Source organism: Kitasatospora sp. NPDC048545, from assembly GCF_040651155.1.
Lineage (GTDB): Bacteria > Actinomycetota > Actinomycetes > Streptomycetales > Streptomycetaceae > Kitasatospora.
Genome location: NZ_JBEZIQ010000047.1, coordinates 25046 through 45154 on the forward strand (window position 1 = coordinate 25046; position 20109 = coordinate 45154).

Sequence of the window (20109 nt, forward strand, 5' to 3'; positions counted from 1 at the left end):
GCCGGGTCCGGGCTCAGCCCGTGTGCGCCGCCTTCCTCGCCTCCGCCCCGTCCTCGGTCCTCGCCGCCGCCCGGGCCAGGGCGGCGGCGAGACCGTCGGCCAGCCGCGCCCAGGCGGCACGCTCGCCGCGCTCGCCCTGCCCGTCGGCGTGGACCCGCACCACCGCGCGGACCCGGGCGGACGGATACGTCTCGGCGTAGGCGTCCGGGTCCGCCGCCGCGTACGCGGCCGCCACGGCGGCGGCGTTGGCCAGGGCGTTCGCGTCGGCGTGGGCGCGCACGTTGGCCGTGGTGTTGAGCTCCGCGTAGGTCTCGCCGTACCGGGCGGCCTCGGCCTCGTCGTAGCCGTTGGCCAGCGCGTAGGAACCGGCGGCGGCAGCGGCCGTGGCGTAGGCCTCGGCGTACGGGTACGCGTGCCGGAAGAGCTCCCGCAGCTCCGGTTCGAGCGCCGCCCGCCACGTGCCCTCGTCGACCCGGCCGCCCCCCAAGGCCCTTGCGTGCAGGGCCAGGACGACCTGCTGCGGTACGGCGGACCCGCCGCGGCGCGCGGTCGCCTCGGCCAGCACCGGGCCGACCGCGGAGCAGTACCAGTCATGGACCACGCTGAACGGCACCCCGCCGTCCGACCGCCGCACCTCCCGGCGGACACGGCGCGCCCAGTCCGCCGCCGCGTCCGCGTCCAGGCCGTCGAACAGCACCTCCGCCACCTGCGCCAGCCAGGCCGGCACGGCCGACCGTTCTCCTGCTGCCGGGTGCCCGGCATCCCCCGCGACGGCGTCGAGTGAGGCGTGGAAGGCCGAGAAGGTCTCCGCTGAGGTCATCTGCTCTGCTCCTGTCTGGGCGGTCTGCTTGCTGCGGGCCGTTTGCTGCAGGCCGTTTGCTGCGGGCCGTGACGCTCCGACCCGTACGGCTGCGGATCACCTCGGCCCTTCCTGCCGGGCTGATCGAATCCCGCTACCCACCCTGACGGTCTCCCGACACGGACGGTTCACCGGGCCGCCGACCCGACGGGATGCGCCGGATCGTCGCCGTGTGGTGGAACGGCGAGCCGAGACGGTCCACCGGTCCCCTGACCTGGGAAGAACCGTGGACACGCACTGAGGACTCCTCCTCGCACGTGACAAACCCGGCGACGTCGGCGGTCATCCCCGGGATACTGGTCGCCCATGGATGAGGTCCAAGTCGTCGTCGCCCATGCCGAGCGTGTGACTCTGCGCGTCGGCGACGTGTTCCTGAAGGTGGACGCCGATCAGGCGCGCATCGACGTCGAGGTCGAGGCGATGTCCCTCGCGCCGGTCCCGACCCCGGAGGTCCTGTGGTGCAGGCCGCCCGTGCTCGCGCTGGCCGCGCTCCCGGGGACGACGCTCGGGCGCCTCGGCGGGCCGTCGACCGGGTCGCCGGCGGCGTGGGCCGCGGCGGGCACCGCCATCCGGAGGCTGCATGACGCGCCGTTGCCGGCCCGGCCGGGACGGGCCGGCCGGAGCATCGTCGCGCTGGCGGCGGAACTCGACGACGAGTGCGAGGTGCTCGTGACGAACGGCCTCCTGCCCGCCGACCTGGTCACCCGCAACCGTCAGGTCGCCGAGGCCGCGCTCCGGCCGTGGACTCCGGCCTTCACGCACGGCGACCTGCAGATCGCGCATGTCTTCGTCGACGGCGACGAGGTCACGGGCATCATCGACTGGTCCGAGGCGGGCCAGGGCGATGCCCTCTACGACCTCGCCACCTTCACCCTCGGACACGAGGAGCACCTCGGCGACGTCATCGCCGGCTACGGCACCGACGTCGACCTCGACGTGATCCACGCGTGGTGGTCGTTGCGAAGCCTGCTGGTGGTGCGCTGGCTGACCGAGCACGGCTTCGACCCCTACGCGCCGGGCTGTGAGGTCGACGTGCTGAGATCCCGGATGTGAGACCGCGCGGGCCCGACTGCCACGTATGCGTTCTGACGCATCGAACAGGCCGTCCCCGCGGCGCATCGCCCGCCCGTGCTCCCGGCAGGGTGCGGTGCGCAGCCGTCGCCGGCAGATGACGGCGCAGCCGAGGGTGACGAACGCCTGACGGCTGTCGTCGCGGATCTCCCCGCGGATGCGCGGGCGGCGGAACCGGTGCCGCAGCGCGGTCGCTCGGTCCGCGACCCGGCGGTACGGGCCCGGTGCGGCGCCGTGCCCGGTGCCGTGCCCGGCGGGGTGCGGGGTGATCCGGTACCCGACGGTGCGGCGCGTCGGCACCCGGGCCGAGGACATGGCCGTCGGCTCCGGCGGAGCCCGCTCATGCCGGGCGGACGAGGCGGTTCTCGTAGGCGAAGACCACGGCCTGGATCCGGTCGCGGAGTTCGAGCTTGTGCAGGATCCGCCCCAGGTGGGACTTCACGGTCGCCTCGGCGAGGTGCAGGGTGGCCGCGATCTCGGTGTTGGACAGGCCGCGGCCGACCTGGACGAGTACGTCGCGTTCACGGGCGCTGAGCCGGCCCAGCCGCTCGTCGGGGCCGTCGCCGGCGCCGACGGGGATGTGCGGGCGGAGGTCCTCCAGGAGGCGGCGGGTGATCCGGGGGGAGAGCACCGCGTCGCCCGCGGCGACGTTGCGGATCGCGGTGAGCAGTTCCTCGGGCCTGGTGTTCTTCAGCAGGAAGCCCGAGGCTCCGGCGCCGAGTCCGGCGAAGGCGTATTCGTCCAGGTCGAAGGTGGTGAGGATCAGTACGCGGCTCCGCGGGGCGGTTCTGACGATCTGCCGGGTCGCCTCGATTCCGTCGGTCCCGGGCATCCGGACGTCCATCAGGACGACGTCGGGGCGCAGTTCCCGGGCGAGGCGTACGGCCTGGCCGCCGTCCGCGGCTTCGCCGACCGGTGTCATGTCGGGCTGGGCCTCCAGGACGGTGCCGAAGGCCATGCGCAGCAGCGCCTCGTCGTCGGCGATCAGGATGCGGATCGTCATGCGGACGCCGCTCCGCTGTTGTCGAGGAGGAGGCGGGTGTGGACTTCCCAGCCGCCGCCCGGTAGCGGTCCGGCGCGCAACGTCCCCCCGTAGGCGGCCGAGCGTTCGCGCATGCCGGGGATGCCGTGGCCGGACGGTGCGGTGCCGGGGGGTGGCGGGCAGGGGCCGTCGTCGGTGACGTCCACGGTGAGGGTCCCGGTCGAGCAGTGGATCCGGACCGTCGCGCGCGTGCCGGTGGGGGCGTGCTTGAGGGTGTTGGTCAGGGCTTCCTGCACCAGGCGGTAGACGGTGAGTTGTGCGGTGGCGGGCACGTGGGCGTGGCCGCCGTGGACGTCGAGCCGGGTCGGCAGCCCGGCGGCGCACATCTGGTCGGCGAGGGCCTCCAGTTGGGCGATGCCGGGCAGCGGGTGGCGCTGCGCGTCCGGTTCGTCGGTCCGCAGGATGCCCAACGAGCGCCGCATGTCGGTGAGGGCCTGGCGGCCCGTCTCGGAGATCTGGAGCATCGCGGCGGTGGCCCTGTCGGGTGACCGGTGCTGCGCGTAGACGGCGGCGTCGGTGAGCGCGACCATGACGGACAGGTTGTGGGTGACGATGTCGTGCATCTCCCGGGCGATACGTGTCCGTTCCTCGGCGACGGCCAGTCGGGCCTGCTGTTCCTGTTCCCGCTCCAGGCGTGCGGCCCGTTCCACCAGGGCGGCCAGGTAGGCGCGGGTGGTGCGCGCGTTCACCCCGAGGACGGCGGCGGCGACGGTCATCGCGGTGACCGCGACGAAGGGGGTCAGGAACGCGCCTTCCGGTGCCCAGCGCAGGCAGGCCAGCAGGACCCCTGCCTCCACGACGGCACCGGCGACGAGTGCGCCGCGCCGGCCGGTGTGTGCGGCCACCGTGTAGAGGGCCACCAACAGGGCGACGTCCGAGGGCAGTTGGACGTCCGTCAGCCACTGGACGAGGGCGGCGGCGGCCACGGCGCCGAACACCGCGAGCGGGGCCCGGCGCCGCCACAGCAGGGGCACCGCGAGGGCGGCGGTGAGGGCCACGGCCACCGGCAGCTCGTGCGGCACGCGCGTGGTCATGACGTTGAGCAGGAGGAGCACCGGCAGCAGCGAGTCCCACAGCACGGGCGGCAGCCGGGAACTCCGGCGCCCGGCGGCCGTCACCAGCCGCGCCGCGCGTGCGGCGGCCGGACTGCCGGCGTGGCTCGTCGGCCGTGACGCGGTCCCCGCCCACCGGGCCCGGTCCAGGCGGCGTACCCGGCCCTGCACCCGGTCCTGTACCCGGGCCTGCACCCGGTCCCGGTCCGGTCGGCCTGCCCGGTGGGCATGGCCGGGTTCCGCGGCCGCCTCGGTCATCACACGTCCCTGTCGATTCGGCGTCATGCCGACCCCAGCCGGGGCCGACACACTGCGTACAGCCGGATCCGAGTCGAGTCGGGCGCGTACGCGTCGCGCCGCCCGGCACCTGCCGCTGCTCGGCCCGTACCGCTGCTCGGCCCGTACCGCTGCTCGGCCCGTCCCGCTGCTGGGCCCGTCCCGCGGCCCTGTCACGGTAGACCCCGGGCCCCGCGGAGCACATGACCCCACCGTCTGACGGCACCACGCCGGAATGCGACCTGAGGAGGAGGCCGCTACCTCCCGTGGTCGCAGGGCGGACGCTGATCCGGTGTGCTCGATCGCTGCCCCGGTCGCACGGGGACCGCCGCGGATTGCGACCCCGGTTGCAGACGACGGCGACCCGGGAGCGATGTGGCCGTGCACGCCCGGCGCCGAGCATGGCCACGTGACCGAGATCATCACGGGACCGCAGATGTCCCCCCTGGAAGTCCTCGCCCTGTTGGGTGCCGCCGCGCTGGTGGTGGCGCGCTGGCTTCCCCCCGCCGCCCGTCCACGCGTCACGATCGCGGCGGGGGCGGTTCTCGTACTGTCCGCGATCGTGCTCGCGGTGGCGGGGATCCGCTGGCAGATGCTGCCGGTCCTGGCGGGCGCCGCCCTCGCGCTGCCGTTCGCCCTCTCCCCGCTGCTACGACGCCGCTCCGGCCGGCCGGCGTGGCGGGCCCGCTGGTGGCTGGCGCTGCCGGGATCGGTGGCCTGCGTCGGCCTGATCGCCACGGGCCCGGTGGCCGCCTGGGCCTTTCCCGTGCCCGTGTTCCCCGAGCCGTCGGGCGAGTTCGCGGTCGGCACCCGGGTGCTGCAGTGGACGGATCCGGGCCGCCCCGAGACCTTCACCGCCGATCCGGACGACCGGCGCACGGTCGTGGTCCAGCTCTGGTACCCGGCGCAGAAGAGCCCCGCGGGCGCGCAGCGGGCCCGGTACCTCGGACGGACGGAGCAGGAGGCGCGCACCGTCTCCGAGGCCCTCGCCCGCGGGGTCGGCCTGCCGGGCTTCCTGGTCGACGGTGTCCCGCGGGCCCGCAGCCGGTCGGTGTTCGACGCTCCGGTGGACGGCGGCGGGGGGCGGTTCCCGGTCGTGCTGTTCTCGCCCGGTTCGGGCGGGGTGCGCACCCAGAACACCGCCTGGGCGGAGGAGTTGGCCAGCCACGGCTACGTGGTCGCCTCGCTCGACCACCCGTACGACTCCGCCGCCGTCGTCCTCGCCGACGGCCGGACGATCACCAGCGAGACCTCCTCGTCCGGTGACGCGGACAAGGACGAGGAGCTGGCGGCCGGCTGGACGGCCGTTCGGGCCGCCGACCTCGGCTTCGTCCTCACCCGGCTGGACGGTCTCGACCGTGGCGAGGCCGCCGACCCGCTGACCGGGCGCCTGGACACCGGCCGGGTCGCGGTGGCCGGCCACTCCATGGGCGGTGCCGCCGCCCTGCAGGCAGCCCGGCAGGACCGCCGGTTCGACGCCGTCATCGACCTGGACGGCTACCCCCACGGCCCCGCCTCGCCCGCCCTCGACCAGCCGACGCTCGCCCTCACCCAGGCGATCACCCCGGGAACCGATCCGCGCTACCTGCCCCGCCTCACCGAGGCGCTCGACGCCGGCACCGCGACGAGCTACCGGCTCACCGTCCCCGGCGCCGCCCATCTCACGTTCATGGACGGCCCGCTGTACCTGCCGCCGGTGCCCACGATCGTCGGTTCCCTGGGCCGCACCGGGAGTCCGCGCGTCGTCGCCGCAGCCACGCTCGCCTTCCTGGACGCCGCGCTGCGGGGCAAACCCGGCGACCTGGCCGGCGTCCTGCGGGCCTACGGCGACCTCACCGTCCACCACCCGGACGGCAGCCGCTGACCGGCCGCCCCGGGCACCCACGACGGCCGGCCGGGCACGACGGGATCCACCGACCGGACGGTCGCGCCGGAACCGCCGGCGGGCAGCCCCGGGTCGTCGTTCACCGACGGCCCGGGGCCGTCCGCGCGTCGACTCCTCCCGCGCGCGGGAACGTGCGCCGGCCGTCAGCGGCACTGGCCGGAGGGGATGCGGTGATGGTTCGTCGGCCCGGCGCGGTTCCGGATCGTCGCCTGCGCAGCCGTCGGTGCCGGAGGGTGCCGATCCGGGCCGGACTCGTACGCCGTCCCGGCCGCCCGGAAGCGCAGTCACGTCCGCCGTGCGTTTCGTCGGCCCGTCCCGGCTGTCAGGGCCTACGCTGCGGCCACGGCGACCGACGGCGTGAAGGTCCCGGTTTCTCGGGCGTTCCGCGTGCGGGGCGGAGAGGAGATGTCGTGATCGACCGGTTGGATGGCATGCCTGCGGGGGTCATCGGGTTCGAGGCGAGTGGGAAGCTCGCGGCGGAGGACTACCGCGATGTGGTGCTCCCGGCGCTGGAGCTCGCGGCCGAGGCCGGCGAGGTCCGGTTCCTGATCGTCATGCGCGACTTCCAGGGCATGTCGGGCGGGGCGCTGTGGCAGGACCTCAAGGTCGGCTTCGGACACCTCAAGGCGTGGAAGCGCATCGCCGTGGTGACCGACATCGACTGGGTGCACCACATGACGTCCCTCTTCGGCTGGATGACTCCCGGGGAGACCAGGGTGTTCGCCCTCGACGACCGGGACGCGGCGGTCGCCTGGGTCCTCGGGTGACGGCACCGGTCACCGGGGCCGGTGCCGCCCACCGGCCCCCGGTCACCCGCCGTCCGCGCTGATGCCCCTGAGGGTGTCGAGGTCCTGGGCGGAGCATCCGGACGGCTGCAGGACGACGTTCCAGCCGTCCGCGGGTCGGGCAGTGTGGGCCGGCCACCGTCGACGCCCCGCCCCGCCCCGTCACTCCGCGGTGCGGGACGGGCCGAAGTCCTCGGCGGAGATGCGCAGCCGGAAGACGTGGTAGGTCCAGCCCTGGTAGGCGAGCACCAGGGGGAGGAAGACGATGGCGACGACGCTCATCACCTTCAGCGCGTAGTTGCCCGAGGCGCTGTTCTGGACGGTCAGGTCGAACGCGGGGTCAGTGCTGGAGACCAGCAGGCGGGGGTAGAGGTCGACGAAGAGCGACAGGACGGTGGTCGCGATGGTGACGGCGGTGGCGACGAACGCCCAGCCGTCGTGCCGTCCGACGGTCAGCCAGGCGGCGGAGACCACCGCGAGGACGGCGACGAGTTCGAGGATGTCCGGCAGGACGCCCTTGCCCGCGGTGGAGTGGGTCCACGGCAGGAAGGCCAGCACGGCGAGGGCGGTCGCCGGTGCGGTCCGGCGGGCCAGGAGCTTGGCCCGGGCCTGCACCGCGCCGGTGGTCTTGAGGGCGATGAACGTCGCGCCGTGCAGCAGGCAGAGCAGCACGAGGGTGAGGCCGGCGAACACCGAGTACCCGGAGAACAGGTCGCCGAAGGAGCCGGTGAACTCGTGGTTCTGGTCGATCGGCAGGCCGTGCAGCAGGTCGCCGAGGGCGATCCCGATCAGCAGCGGCACCAGCAGGCTGCCGGCGGTGAGCAGGGTGTCCCAGGTGCGGCGCCAGCGCACGCCGTCGACCTTGCCGCGGAACTCGAACGAGACGCCGCGCACGATGAGTCCGACCAGGAGCAGGATCATCACCAGGTAGAGCCCGGAGAACACGGTGGCGTACCAGTCGGGGAAGGCGGCGAACATCGCGGCGGCGGCGACGATCAGCCACACCTCGTTGCCGTCCCAGAGCGGGCCGATGGTGTTGATCGCCGCCCGTCTGCCGGGTTCGTCGCGGGCGACGACGGTGTGCAGCATGCCGACGCCGAGGTCGAAGCCCTCCAGGACGAAGAAGCCGGTCCACAGGACGGCGGTGACGATGAACCAGAACGTGGCGAGCGCCATCGAGGGGCCTCAGTAGCTCAGGGCCGGGACCGGGGCGTCCTCGGCGGGCGGCGGGGACAGCTCCTTGCGGGCGTACCGGGTGATCAGGACGGCCTCGACGATCGCGAGCGCCGCGTAGAGCAGGAGGAACACCAGGATGCTGATGGCGACCGTGGTGGTGCTCACCGACGGCGAGACGCCGTTGCGGGTGAGCTGGATGCCCTGGACGATCCACGGCTGGCGGCCGTTCTCGGTGAGCAGCCAGCCGGCGGTGTTCATCAGGAACGGCAGCACCGAGGCCCAGACCGCCACCCGCTGGAACCGGTGCGCGGTGCCGAGCCGCTTGCGCCACAGCAGCCACAGGCCCCACAACCCGACGAGGAGCAGCACGACGGCGAGGTAGGCCATCACCCGCATCGACCAGTACTGGATGAAGATGTTCGGGACGTAGTTGCCGGGCCCGTACTGCTGCTCGTACTGGGCCTGGACGGCGTTGAGGCCCAGGACCTGCCCGTTCCAGTGGTTGGTGGCCAGCAGGGAGAGCAGGTGCGGGACGGCGAGGATGCGGGTCGGCGTCATGTCGTTCTTGCCCCCGCCGATCTGGAACAGCGAGAACGAGCAGGGCTGGCAGGTGTCCCACTGGGCCTCGGCGCCGGCGATCTTCATCGGCTGGTACTTGCCCTCGGTGACGCCGAGTTCGCTGCCGACCAGCATCGCGACCAGGAGCACCGGGACCATGACGACCAGGGCCAGCTTGGCGGTCGCTTGGAAGGCGAGCGGGGACGATCCCTTGCGCAGCTGCCAGGCGGAGACCGCGAGCATCACCGCGCACCCGGTGACCACCGAGGCGAGGACCACGTGCAGGTACCCGCGCAGGAACACCGGGTTGGTGAACAGCGCCCACACGTCGTCGAGGACGGGCCGGCCGGTGGACGGGTCGATCGTGTAGCCGACCGGGTGCTGCATCCAGGAGTTGGCCGCCATGATGAAGGCCGCGGACAGCACCCCGCCGACGGCCACGGCCCAGATCGTCGCCAGGTGCACCCTCGGTGGCAGGCGGTCCCAGCCGAACAGCCACAGCCCGAGGAAGGTCGACTCCAGGAAGAACGCGGCCAGGCCCTCCATCGCCAGCGGCGCGCCGAAGACGTCGCCGACGGTGCGTGAGTACTGCGACCAGTCCATGCCGAACTGGAATTCCTGCACCAGGCCGGTCACCACGCCCACCGCGATGTTGATCACCAGGAGGACGCCGAAGAACCGTGTGAGCCTGAGGAGTTCGGGTCGGCCGGTCCGGTGCCAGCCGGTCTGCAGCAGGGCGGTCAGGAAGCCCAGGCCGATGGTGACCGGAACGAACAGGAAGTGGTAGACCGACGTCATGGCGAACTGAAGCCTGGCCAGGTCGAGTTGACTCATGTGGATCCGATCGCGGGGCGCTGGGCCCCAGTCAACCACGCACCTGCGGCCCCGGCGGGGCGGCGCCGCCGGGGTTAGCCCCGGCGAGTGTCGGCCGATCGGCGGAACCGGCCGGCCGGGGGCGCCGGCGGTGGTGGGGAGCGTGACCCCGCGCGCGCCCGAGCCGATGCCGCCGGATCCGGTAGAAATCCCGCTGGTTGGGCAGACTCCCGGTGGGTCCTCCGGGCTCAAGGAGGTGACGGAGATGACCACGATCACGGTGAAGAAGCGCCCCGCGCCACTACGCCCGCGGCCACCGCTCGATCTGCGGACGCCCTCGGGCCGTCCGCTCCCGTACTGACCGCACACCCACCTCGGCGCCCCGGGTTCCACGACGCGAGTCGTCCCGGGGCGCCGAGGTGCGTCCGGTCATGACCGAGGTGCGCCCGGTCAGGGGGGAACGGTGCAGGCCGCTCCCGTCAGCTGTTGTCGATCTTGCCGCCGTTCGGGCCGAGCACGTACCAGCCCGCGCCGAACGCGTTGGAGCCCTCGCCGTTCGTGTCGCCGGGACCGTGGTCGCCGGCGAAGTAGTACAGCGGATGGCCGTGGTAGGTCACTTCGATGCTGTGGTCGGCACGGGTGACGGTGCCGAGGTCGGCTGCGTTGACCCCGCTGCCCGCCTGGGGGGTGCCGGTGGTGGTCAGCGGGGGCCAGGCGACGGCGCAGGTGCCGTCGCAGGCGGACATGCTCGGGCTGTCCTTCTCGAAGAGGTAGACCGTGCGGCCCTGACCGTCGGTCAGGATCGTGCCGAGCTTCGAATCGTGCACCGCGACCGTGGTCCCACCGGCGGCGGACTGCGCAGGCGGCTGGCTGGCGGGAGCGGGTGAGGAGGTGGCGGGCGGGGAGGGGGCGGCGGGTGCGGGGGCGGACTTGGCTCCACCACTGCTGCCGCAGGCCGCTGCTCCGAGGGCGAGTGCGGGCAGCAGTGCCGCTGCCCAGGCGAGACGTCGCATGAGAGGGGCTCCTTCTGGGGGGCGCCGGCCCCGGTGCGGTGGTCCTGCGGGCGGCGCACCCCTCAGTACGGGCCGCGGGTCGCGGGCGTTCACCCGGCTTGAGGGGCCGCGCCCCGGCAGGCCGGGCGCGGCCGCGACCCGCGGCCCGGTCAGCGCAAGGGGTGGGCATGGACCGGGGTGTCCGGCACCGGCCGGTCCAGGCACTCCAGGACGTGGACCAGGCCCTCCCCGTCGATCTCGACCCGCACCCTTCGGTCCGTGTCCGTGTAGACCGGGTGCCCGTGGGGCCCGTGCCCGGCCTGGCGCTCCACCACCACCGTGTCCTGCTCGCCGTGGGACCCCACGGGTCCGGGGAACGTCAGCATCCAGCGGGCCGCATCCCCTGCCACCACGACCACATCCCGTCCTCAGCGCGCATCCGGTCCCGGCCCGAAACCGGGTGGGGGTCCATTGTCCGCCCGCTGCCCGCCTGCGCGGCGGGCAACCGGTCGACGGTCGTCCGTGGGGTTGCGGGGGGTGTTCGGAGGTGCCGAGGGCCGCGGGGGCCGGACGACGGTGCTCGGGGCAGCCGGGTGAGCTTGCGCCGGTCCGCGCGGCGGCGCAGCTCCGGCAGCCGTCGCTGCGCCGCGTCGGCGGTGTGCCGCTCGTGTTCGTGGAGCAGGCCGTGGACGAAGGCGTGCCGCGTGGTGCCGTTGGCCCGGCCCGCGAGGGGGACGCGCCGGCGGCCGTCAGGATGGAGGACCGCCTGTGGCGGCCGGTCCGGGGCCGTCCGGTTCGGCGGGACCGAGCCGGACGGACCCGGACCGGCCGGGCCCGTGCTGATCAGCCGAACGTGAACCAGTTGAGGTTGACGAAGTCGGCGCTCTGCCCGCTGGCGAAGGTGAGGTACACGGTGTGCGTGCCGGTGGTCCGGGCGATGTCGGCGGGCACCGTCCGCCAGGTCTGCCAGCCGCCGGTGGTGCCGACGGCGAAGCTGCCGACCGGTGCGGCGGTCGGGCTGTCCAGCCGTACCTGGACGAGTCCGCTGACGCCGGGTGCGGCGCCGGAGGCGACGCGGGCCTGGAAGCGGGTCGCGCCGGAGCTGCCGAAGTCCACGCCGGTGTAGGCGAGCCAGTCGCCGTTCGCGATCCAGCCGACGTCGCGGCCGCCGCCGGTGTCGCCGCAGGTCTCCAGCGCGGTGCCGGACTGCGAACTGTGGGACTCGGCCCGGATGGTGGCGAAGGCGCTGGTACCGCCGCCGGGTTGGGGTGACGGCCCGGGGCCGACCGGGCCCTGGGCGCCTCCGACGGTGACGGACAGCAGCGTCGGGTTCGCCGACTGCACCTTGCCCTCGAAGTCGACGCCGGCCGGGTGGACGTCGTCGTACGGGAACGCGTACCCGAGGTGGTCGGGGTTGGTGGCGTGCAGGACGCGGGCGTAGTGGTTGGTGCGCGCGGCGGTGTAGAAGGCGGCCGGGTTCTCGCCGTCGGGCTGGTGCGGGTCGTCCAGCAGGGTGGTGCGGTTGAGGGCGGCGGCGAGCCGTGCGCTCAGGTTGCCCATCAGGTCGTTGCCGGTGGTGAACGGCGCCGAACTGCAGTTGAAGACGGCGGCGGTGGAGGGTTTGGCGAAGCCGCCGACGCCGGGGAAGGCGAGCACGCCGTTGCCGACCCGGCCGGTGACGGTGCCCCAGCCGGCCTGGGTGTCGATCACCAGGTCGGTGCTCCGGTACTTCTGCCACACGGCGGTGAGGTAGCTGTCCAGGTAGCCGTCGAACAGCGACGGGTTGGCGCTGATCGCCGTGTTGGGGCTGAGGATGCGCAGGGTCCGGCCGGCGGAGTCCGGGACGATCAGTCGGGCCCAGTCGCCGCCGTCGGCGGCGGCCTGGGTGCGCAGCGCGTCCGCGGCGGACTCCAGGCCGCCGACGGGCAGTCCGCTGACGCTCTGCCGCCCGCTGCCGGCGGTGAGGTCGAAGGCGATCGGGACGGCGGCGAAGTCGACGTAGCTGATGTTGGCGTACAACTGGTCGGGCCCGTAGGTGAATTCGCAGAACCCGTAGGCGGTGGCGATGTTGGGGTCGGTGGGGTTGCTCACCGAGGGCAGCGCGATGCCCGGGCCCGGGTTGATCAGGAAGGTCAGTTCGCGGCCGACGGAGAAGTAGATCCGGCCGCTGGAGAGGTACGGAAGGTGGATCCGCCGCGGGGTGTCGCCGGGCGCGCCCAGGGCGATGGCGCAGTCGGCGCCGAGCGGGGCGCCGGGGGCACCGGGGGAGGGCGGGTGGTAGAGCGTGCTGCCGTCGGAGCGCAGGAAGGCCCAGCTGTTGCCCTGGGCCGGGTCGAGGCCGAGGACGTAGGCGTAGACCGGCTGGGACGACACGGTGTTGACGAGGTCGACGTCGAGCCGCTGCGGGGTGGTGCTGCCGTCGGCGGACTGGGACAGGGCGAACAGCGCGGGCGCGGTCAGGGCCGCGACGGAGGCGCCGAGCAGGGTCCTGCGAGTGATCACGGGGGCTCCGGGGGCGGTGGGGGACGTGGGGGGAGGGCCGCGGGCGCGCGCTGCGCCGGCTGCCCATCACCCTCCCGCCCGGACCCGGACACGTCAATGTCTGTCACCATAAGCGGCTCTTAAGCCGGAGTCCGTTGATTACTTGAACGATGTCGGTCGGGAGCCCCGGCGATTCCCCGCGAGTCCCGGGAGGTCTCAGGCCAGGAAGCCCCGCAGCAGTGCGGCGGTCGCGGCGAGGTGTTCCTCGGTGGCCCGGCGGGCGGCGTCGCCGTCGCCGTCGAGGATGGCCCGGACCATCGCCCGGTGCTGCTCGGCGGCGTGTTCGATGTTGCGGTCCAGCATGGGGATGGCGTTGAGCAGGTCGTTGAGGCGCATCCTGGCCTCGGCGATGGCGGCGGCGAGGGTGGGGGAGCCGGTGAGTTCGCCGATGGCGAGGTGGAAGCGCGAGTCGAGCTGGCGGTACTGCTCCGGAGGCGCCTCCTCCAGTTCGGCCAGCCGGCTCTCCAGGTGGGCGCGCTGGTCGGGGGTGAGGGGATGGCGGGCGGCGGCCTCGGCGGCGCCGGTCTCCAGTACCTGGCGGTAGGTCAGCGCGTCCTCCAGCGCGCCGCCGAGGTCGCGGGCCGCGCGGCGCAGGTCGGCGACGTCCGGTGCGGGCATCAGGTAGGTGACGAAGGTGCCGCCGTAGCGGCCGCGGCGGGGTTCGACGCAGCCGGCCTGCTGCAGGGTGCGCAGGGCCTCGCGCAGGGTCTCCCGGCTGACGCCGAGGCGGGTGGCGAGGTCCCGTTCGGCGGGCAGCCGGTCGCCGAAGCCGAAGACGCCGAGCTTGATCGCCTGGAGCAGCCGTTCGACGGTCTCCTCGAAGGCGTTGCCGGTCCGGACCGGGCGGAAGATCGCCCCGGCCTGCCAGTCGAGCCGGGCCCGCTCACGCGTTTCGTCCACGTCCACGCCGGAATCGTACCTACGAACGGGTTTCCCGGACGTGTTCCCCCGTCGCTCTTGACGCGGCCCCGATGCAGCCGGAACGATGCTGCTCACCCACCCAATGGACTGATTCCAGACCATTGAAGAGCCGTCAGACCGTCGAACCCGCCGGGGGCGACCCGTGCCACGCCGTCGTGGCCGCGTGCTCCCCGGCACACCCTCAACCCCCAGGGGTGCCCATGACCGACGCACGCTCACCCGACCACCCTGCCCCCGAGCCGTTTCCGGCGGACACCGCCCCCGTTTCCGCCGACGAACAACGGCTCCGCGAGCTGGGCTACACCCAGGAACTGGCCCGCTCGATGTCGGGCTTCTCCAACTTCGCCGTCTCCTTCTCCATCGTCTCGATCCTCTCCGGCTGCCTGACCTTGTACGGGACGGGGATGAAGACCGGCGGCCCGGTCCTGATCATCTGGGGCTGGCCGGTGGTCGGCCTGCTGACGCTCTGCGTCGGGCTGGCGATGGCCGAGATCTGCTCCAGCTACCCGACGGCCGGCGGGCTCTACTACTGGGCGGCCAAGCTGAGCCGCAGCCGCGGACCGGCCTGGAGCTGGTTCACCGGCTGGTTCAACTTCCTCGGCCAGGTCGCGGTGACCGCCGGCGTCGACTTCGGCGCCGCCTTCTTCACCAACGCCTTCCTCACGCTGCGCTTCGGCATCGAGGCCAGCCCCGCGCACACCATGGAGATCTTCGCCGTCATCCTGCTGGCGCACGGCCTGCTCAACACCCTGGGGGTGCGCCTGGTCGCCGTCCTCAACAGCGTGTCCGTGTGGTGGCACCTGATCGGCGTCGCGATCATCGTCGGCGCCCTCGCCGTGCTCCCCGACCAGCACGCCTCGGCCTCGTTCGTCCTCACCGAGTTCGTCAACGGGACCGGCTTCCACAACCAGTTCTACGTGGCGATGCTCGGCCTGCTGATGGCCCAGTACACCCTCACCGGCTACGACGCCTCCGCGCACATGACCGAGGAGACCCACGACGCCGCCCGCTCCGGCCCCCGCGGCATCGTCAACGCCATCACCGTCTCCCTGGCGGCGGGCTGGATCCTGCTGCTCGGCATCACCTTCGCGATCCGCGACTACGACGGCGCGCTCAACAGCGACACCCAGGTCCCGCCCGCGCAGATCTTCATCGACGCGATCGGCGCCGGCGGAGCCGAAGTCCTGCTGCTGATCGTCATCGGCGCCCAGTTCTTCTGCGGCATGGCCTCCGTCACCGCCAACTCCCGCATGATCTACGCCTTCTCCCGGGACGGCGCACTGCCCGGCTCCCGCCTGTGGCACCGCATCGACCCGCGCACCCAGACCCCGACCAACGCGGTCTGGCTCGCCACCGGCGGCGCGCTGCTGCTCGGACTGCCCGCGCTCTGGAACACCACCGCCTACACCGCCGTGACCTCCATCTCCGTCATCGGCCTCTACATCTCCTACGTCATCCCGGTGTACCTGCGACTGCGCCAGGGCGAGGCCTTCACACGCGGCCCCTGGCACCTGGGACGGTGGAGCCGGCCGATCGGCATCGTCGCGGTCGCCTGGACCGCGGTGATCACCGTCCTGTTCATGCTCCCCACCGCCAGCCCGATCACCGTCGACAGCTTCAACTACACCCCGGTCGCCGTGGCCATCGTGGTCGGCTTCGCCGGCATCTGGTGGCTGGCCTCCGCCCGGCACTGGTTCACCGGGCCGCACGTCCACGGCGCACCGTCCGACCCCGACGCACTGGACACCGAACTGGAGGTCCGATGACCAGCCCCCGGCTCACCCTCGACGAGCTGCGCACCCGCGTCGCCGACGGATCCGTCGACACCGTCGTGCTCGCCATGACCGACATGCAGGGACGCCTCCAGGGCAAACGCGTCGCCGCCGAGTACTTCCTCGACGACGTCGTGCCCGGCGCCGCGGAGGGCTGCGGCTACCTGCTGGCCGTCGACGTCGACATGAACACCGTCGACGGGTACGAGGTCTCCTCCTGGGAGAACGGCTACGGCGACCTGACGCTGCGCCCCGACCTCGCCACCCTGCGGACCATCCCCTGGCACCCCGCCACCGTCATGGTCCAGTGCGACGTCGTCCACCACGACGGCAGCCCCGTCGCCGTCTCGCCGCGCCAGATCCTGCAGCGCCAGCTCGACCGGCTGGCCGGCTACGGCTGGCAGGCCCACGCCGCCACCGAGCTGGAGTTCATCGTCTTCCGGGACAGCTACGAACAGGCCTGGGACAAGGACTACGCCCGGCTCACCCCGGCCAACCAGTACAACGTGGACTACTCCATCCTCGGCACCGGCCGGATCGAGCCCCTGCTGCGCCGGCTGCGCAACGGCATGGCCGGCGCCGGCCTCACCGTCGAGTCCGCCAAGGGCGAGTGCAACCTCGGCCAGCACGAGATCGCCTTCAAGTACGCCGACGCCCTCACCACCTGCGACGACCACGCCGTCTACAAGACCGGCGCCAAGGAGATCGCCGCCCAGGAGGGCTGCAGCCTCACGTTCATGGCGAAGTACGACGAACGCGAGGGCAACTCCTGCCACATCCACCTGAGCCTGCGCGACGACCAGGGCACCCCGGTGTTCGCCGGAGACCGCCCGCACGGCTTCTCCCGCACCATGGAGCACTTCCTCGCCGGACAGCTCGCCTGCCTCGCCGACTTCGCCCTGCTGCTCGCCCCCACCGTCAACTCCTACAAGCGCTACGTGCCCGGCAGCTTCGCGCCCACCGCCATCGCCTGGGGCCGCGACAACCGCACCTGCGCCCTGCGCGTCGTCGGCCACGGCCAGTCGCTGCGCTTCGAGAACCGCGTCCCCGGCGGAGACGTCAACCCGTACCTCGCGGTCGCCGCCCTGATCGCCGCCGGACTGCACGGCGTCGAGCAACAGCTCGAACTGGAACCGGAGTCCACCGGCAACGCCTACACCTCCGCCGCGCCCCGGGTGCCCGCCACCCTGCGCGACGCGGTCGACGCCTTCGAACGCAGCGCCGTCGCCACCGAGGCCTTCGGCAAGGACGTCGTCCGGCACTACACCCACGCCGGACGCACCGAACTGGCCTCCTACGAAAGGGCGGTGACCGACTGGGAACGGCGCCGCGGATTCGAGCGGCTGTGACGCGCGACGACCGCCGACGACCGCTGATCGGCATCACCAGCTACCAGGACGACGCCGCCTGGTCCGTTTGGAACCAGCGCGCCTCCCTCGTGCCCCAGACGTACGTCGACGCCGTCGTCCGCGCCGGCGGCACCCCGGTGCTGCTGCCACCGCAACCCGGCGGCGCCGACCACCTGCTCGACGCCCTGGACGGACTCGTCCTCGCCGGCGGACCGGACATCGACCCGGCCCGGTACGCGGCGGACGCCGACCCGCGCACCGGCCCGCCGCACCACGCCCGCGACGGCTGGGAGAGCCTGCTCCTGCACACCGCCCTCACCCGCGACCTGCCGGTGCTCGGCGTCTGCCGCGGCATGCAGCTGCTCAACGTCGAACTCGGCGGCACCCTCCTGCAGCACCTGCCCGACGGCAACCACCAGATCGTCCCCGCCCGCTACGTCCGCCACCGGGTCACCCTGGTGGCGGGCAGCCGGCTCGCCGACCTCCTCGGGCCGACCGCCGAGGTCTCCTGCTACCACCACCAGGCCGTCGACCGGCTCGGCGCCGGCCTGCAGGTCACCGCCCGCAGCGCCGACGGCACCGTCGAAGGGATCGAACTCACGGGCCAACGCTTCGCGTTGGGCGTCCAGTGGCACCCCGAGGCGAACCCCGAGGACCTGCGCCTCTTCCAGGCCCTGGTCGCCGCCGGCCAGACCACCTCCACGCACAGGGAGACAGCTCCATGACCGAACCGGACCTCCACGAGGTCGTCAACCCCGCCACCGAGGAGGTGATCACCACCGTCGAACTGGCCGGCCTCGCCGAGACCGACGCCGCCGTCGCCCGCGCCCGCACCGCCTTCGACACCTGGCGCCGGGTCGCCCCCGCCGACCGGGCCCGGCTGCTGCGCGCCTTCGCCGCCGCCGTCGACGCCGACCGCGAGCACCTCGCCGCCCTGGAAGTCGCCAACGCCGGCCACACCATCGGCAACGCCCGCTGGGAGGCGGGCAACGCGCGGGACGTCATCGAGTACTACGCCGCCGCGCCCGAGCGGCTGTTCGGCCGACAGATCCCCGTCGCCGGCGGCATCGACGTCACCTTCCAGGAACCGATCGGCGTGGTCGGCGTCATCGTGCCGTGGAACTTCCCCATGCCGATCGCCGCCTGGGCCCTCGCCCCGGCGCTGGCCGCCGGCAACACCGTCATCGTCAAACCCGCCGAACTCACCCCGCTCACCGCCCTGCGCCTCGGCGAACTCGCCCTGGAAGCCGGGATCCCGGAAGGCGTGCTGCAGGTCCTGCCCGGCCGCGGCCCGGTCGTCGGCCGGCGCTTCGTCACCCACCCCGACGTGCGCAAGGTCGTGTTCACCGGTTCGACCCGGGTCGGCAAGGAGATCATGGCGGGCTGCGCCGCCCAGGTGAAGCCCGTCACCCTCGAACTCGGCGGCAAGAGCGCCAACATCGTCTTCGCCGACGCCGACCTCGCCAAGGCTGCCGCGACCGCGCCCTACGCCGTCTTCGACAACGCCGGCCAGGACTGCTGCGCCCGCTCCCGGATCCTGGTCGAGGCATCCGTCCTCGACGACTTCCTGGCACTCCTGGAGCCCGCCGTGCGCGGCGTGCGGGTCGGCGACCCGGCCGACGAGAAGACCGAGATGGGCCCGCTGATCTCCGCCGCCCACCGGGCCCGGGTCTCCGCCTACGTCCCGGACGGGGCCGCCGTCGCCATCCGCGGCACCGCCCCCGACGGGCCCGGCTTCTGGTACCCGCCGACCGTGCTCGCGCCCGTACGGCACGACGACCCCGCCTTCACCGAGGAGATCTTCGGCCCCGTCGTCACCGTCGTCCCGTTCCGCGACGAACAGGACGCCCTGCGCATCGCCAACGCCACCGAGTACGGACTGTCCGGCTCCATCTGGACCAGGGACGTCGGCCGCGCCCTGCGGGTCTCGCGCGGCGTCGACGCCGGCAACCTCTCCGTCAACTCGCACTCCTCGGTGCGCTACACCACGCCCTTCGGCGGGTTCAAGCAGTCCGGCCTCGGCCGCGAACTCGGCCCGGACGCCCTCGACGCCTTCACCCAGACCAAGAACGTCTTCATCTCCACGGAGGAATGATCACCATGACCCAGCGACTCGACGGCCGGGTGGCCGTCATCACCGGCGCGGGCAGCGGCATCGGCCTGGCGACCGCCCGCCGCTTCGCCGCCGAGGGCGCCAAGGTGGTCTGCGTCGACCTCGACGCGGAGACCGGCGCCAAGGCCGCGAACGAGGTCGGCGGCCTGTTCATCCAGGCCGACGTCACCGACGAGGACGCGGTGCGCGGCCTCTTCCAGCGGGCCGTCGACGAGTACGGCCGGCTCGACATCACCTTCAACAACGCCGGCATCTCCCCACCCGACGACGACTCCATCCTCACCACCGGCCTGGACGCCTGGAAGCGGGTCCAGGAGGTCAACCTGACCAGCGTCTACCTGTGCTGCAAGTACGCGATCCCGCACATGCAGCGCCAGGGCAAGGGCTCGATCATCAACACCGCCTCCTTCGTCGCCGTCATGGGCGCCGCCACCTCCCAGATCTCCTACAGCGCCTCCAAGGGCGGCGTGCTGGCCATGTCCCGCGAGCTGGGCGTGCAGTTCGCCCGCGAGGGCATCCGCGTCAACGCGCTCTGCCCCGGCCCGGTCAACACCCCGCTGCTGCAGGAACTGTTCGCCAAGGACCCGGAGCGGGCCGCCCGCCGCCTGGTCCACATCCCGCTCGGCCGCTTCGCCGAACCCGAGGAGATCGCCGCCGCGGTCGCCTTCCTCGCCTCCGACGACTCGTCCTTCATGACCGCCAACACCTTCCTCGTCGACGGCGGCATCTCCGGCGCCTACGTGACGCCGCAGTAACGGGCCGCCCGCCGCGGCCGCAGGACACCGCCGGCCCGCCCGCCCCGCCACGGGGACGGGCGGGTCGCCGGCGTCCCGGGCCCGTGGGCGTCCCGGCCCCGGGGGGGGGTGTGTGCCCGGGCCGATCTTTGCCAGGGCGAGAATGGGGG

General features: G+C 73.1%; 17 protein-coding genes. 8 read left to right on the forward strand and 9 right to left on the reverse strand.

Annotated features, from left to right (window positions below; all coding sequences use genetic code 11):
• Positions 1-13 precede the first annotated feature (13 nt).
• Positions 14-820, reverse strand: a complete 807-nt coding sequence (locus AB0D10_RS33765) for a SpcZ (RefSeq protein WP_360262810.1) — start codon at positions 818-820, stop codon at positions 14-16.
• Positions 821-1165: 345 nt separating this feature from the next.
• Here AB0D10_RS33765 and AB0D10_RS33770 point away from each other — a divergent pair, with 345 nt between their 5' ends.
• Positions 1166-1912 (forward strand): phosphotransferase, encoded by a 747-nt coding sequence (locus tag AB0D10_RS33770; RefSeq protein WP_360262812.1) that lies wholly within the window; start codon positions 1166-1168, stop codon positions 1910-1912.
• A 358-nt stretch (positions 1913-2270) separates the two neighbouring features.
• Here AB0D10_RS33770 and AB0D10_RS33775 read toward each other — a convergent pair whose 3' ends face one another.
• Both AB0D10_RS33775 and AB0D10_RS33780 read right to left on the reverse strand, forming a co-directional pair.
• Positions 2271-2933 carry a response regulator transcription factor gene (locus tag AB0D10_RS33775; RefSeq protein WP_360262814.1) on the reverse strand — a complete coding sequence of 221 codons (663 nt, stop codon included), beginning with the start codon at positions 2931-2933 and terminating at the stop codon, positions 2271-2273.
• Positions 2930-4282 carry a histidine kinase gene (locus AB0D10_RS33780; RefSeq protein WP_360262816.1) on the reverse strand — a complete coding sequence of 451 codons (1353 nt, stop codon included), beginning with the start codon at positions 4280-4282 and terminating at the stop codon, positions 2930-2932. Before AB0D10_RS33780 ends, AB0D10_RS33775 begins: the two co-directional genes overlap by 4 nt.
• A gap of 391 nt (positions 4283-4673) precedes the next feature.
• Here AB0D10_RS33780 and AB0D10_RS33785 point away from each other — a divergent pair, with 391 nt between their 5' ends.
• Together AB0D10_RS33785 and AB0D10_RS33790 are read left to right on the forward strand one after the other, a co-directional pair.
• Positions 4674-6164, forward strand: a complete 1491-nt coding sequence (locus tag AB0D10_RS33785; RefSeq protein ID WP_360262818.1) for a hypothetical protein — start codon at positions 4674-4676, stop codon at positions 6162-6164.
• Between the two features lie 431 nt (positions 6165-6595).
• Positions 6596-6952, forward strand: a complete 357-nt coding sequence (locus AB0D10_RS33790) for an STAS/SEC14 domain-containing protein (RefSeq protein ID WP_360262820.1) — start codon at positions 6596-6598, stop codon at positions 6950-6952.
• Positions 6953-7132: 180 nt separating this feature from the next.
• On the opposite strand, the gene cydB is transcribed toward AB0D10_RS33790, so the two are convergent.
• From cydB to AB0D10_RS33820, 6 genes are all read right to left on the reverse strand, one after another.
• Positions 7133-8146: a cytochrome d ubiquinol oxidase subunit II gene (gene cydB / locus AB0D10_RS33795; protein WP_360262822.1), complete on the reverse strand. Its 1014-nt coding sequence runs from the start codon at positions 8144-8146 to the stop codon at positions 7133-7135.
• 9 nt (positions 8147-8155) lie between these two features.
• A complete protein-coding gene (locus tag AB0D10_RS33800; RefSeq protein ID WP_360262824.1) occupies positions 8156-9538 on the reverse strand; it encodes a cytochrome ubiquinol oxidase subunit I in 1383 nt (460 codons plus the stop codon).
• A 458-nt stretch (positions 9539-9996) separates the two neighbouring features.
• Positions 9997-10530 carry a hypothetical protein gene (locus tag AB0D10_RS33805; RefSeq protein WP_360262826.1) on the reverse strand — a complete coding sequence of 178 codons (534 nt, stop codon included), beginning with the start codon at positions 10528-10530 and terminating at the stop codon, positions 9997-9999.
• A gap of 149 nt (positions 10531-10679) precedes the next feature.
• The gene (locus tag AB0D10_RS33810; RefSeq protein ID WP_360262828.1) at positions 10680-10922 is read right to left on the reverse strand and encodes a DUF6296 family protein; all 243 of its coding nucleotides are present in this window, start codon (positions 10920-10922) and stop codon (positions 10680-10682) included.
• Between the two features lie 430 nt (positions 10923-11352).
• Positions 11353-13011 carry a beta-1,3-glucanase family protein gene (locus AB0D10_RS33815; RefSeq protein WP_360262830.1) on the reverse strand — a complete coding sequence of 553 codons (1659 nt, stop codon included), beginning with the start codon at positions 13009-13011 and terminating at the stop codon, positions 11353-11355.
• 195 nt (positions 13012-13206) lie between these two features.
• Complete coding sequence (locus AB0D10_RS33820) at positions 13207-13956, reverse strand: FCD domain-containing protein (protein ID WP_360262832.1); 750 nt, start codon at positions 13954-13956, stop codon at positions 13207-13209.
• A 215-nt stretch (positions 13957-14171) separates the two neighbouring features.
• Between AB0D10_RS33820 and AB0D10_RS33825 the strand changes: the two genes are divergently transcribed.
• Genes AB0D10_RS33825 through AB0D10_RS33845 form a run of 5 tightly spaced genes read left to right on the forward strand, consistent with a single transcriptional unit; the run spans position 14172 to position 19960 of the window.
• The gene (locus AB0D10_RS33825) at positions 14172-15737 is read left to right on the forward strand and encodes an amino acid permease (protein WP_360262834.1); all 1566 of its coding nucleotides are present in this window, start codon (positions 14172-14174) and stop codon (positions 15735-15737) included.
• Positions 15734-17092, forward strand: coding sequence for a glutamine synthetase family protein (locus tag AB0D10_RS33830; RefSeq protein ID WP_360262836.1), 1359 nt, complete (start codon positions 15734-15736; stop codon positions 17090-17092). Before AB0D10_RS33825 ends, AB0D10_RS33830 begins: the two co-directional genes overlap by 4 nt.
• Positions 17089-17817, forward strand: a complete 729-nt coding sequence (locus AB0D10_RS33835) for a gamma-glutamyl-gamma-aminobutyrate hydrolase family protein (protein WP_360262838.1) — start codon at positions 17089-17091, stop codon at positions 17815-17817. The genes AB0D10_RS33830 and AB0D10_RS33835 overlap by 4 nt, the downstream gene beginning before the upstream one ends.
• Positions 17814-19187: an aldehyde dehydrogenase family protein gene (locus AB0D10_RS33840; RefSeq protein WP_360262840.1), complete on the forward strand. Its 1374-nt coding sequence runs from the start codon at positions 17814-17816 to the stop codon at positions 19185-19187. The genes AB0D10_RS33835 and AB0D10_RS33840 overlap by 4 nt, the downstream gene beginning before the upstream one ends.
• Before the next feature lie 5 nt (positions 19188-19192).
• Entirely contained in the window at positions 19193-19960 is a 768-nt protein-coding gene (locus AB0D10_RS33845) for a 3-oxoacyl-ACP reductase (protein WP_360262841.1), read from the forward strand.
• The last annotated feature ends 149 nt before the right edge of the window (positions 19961-20109 follow it).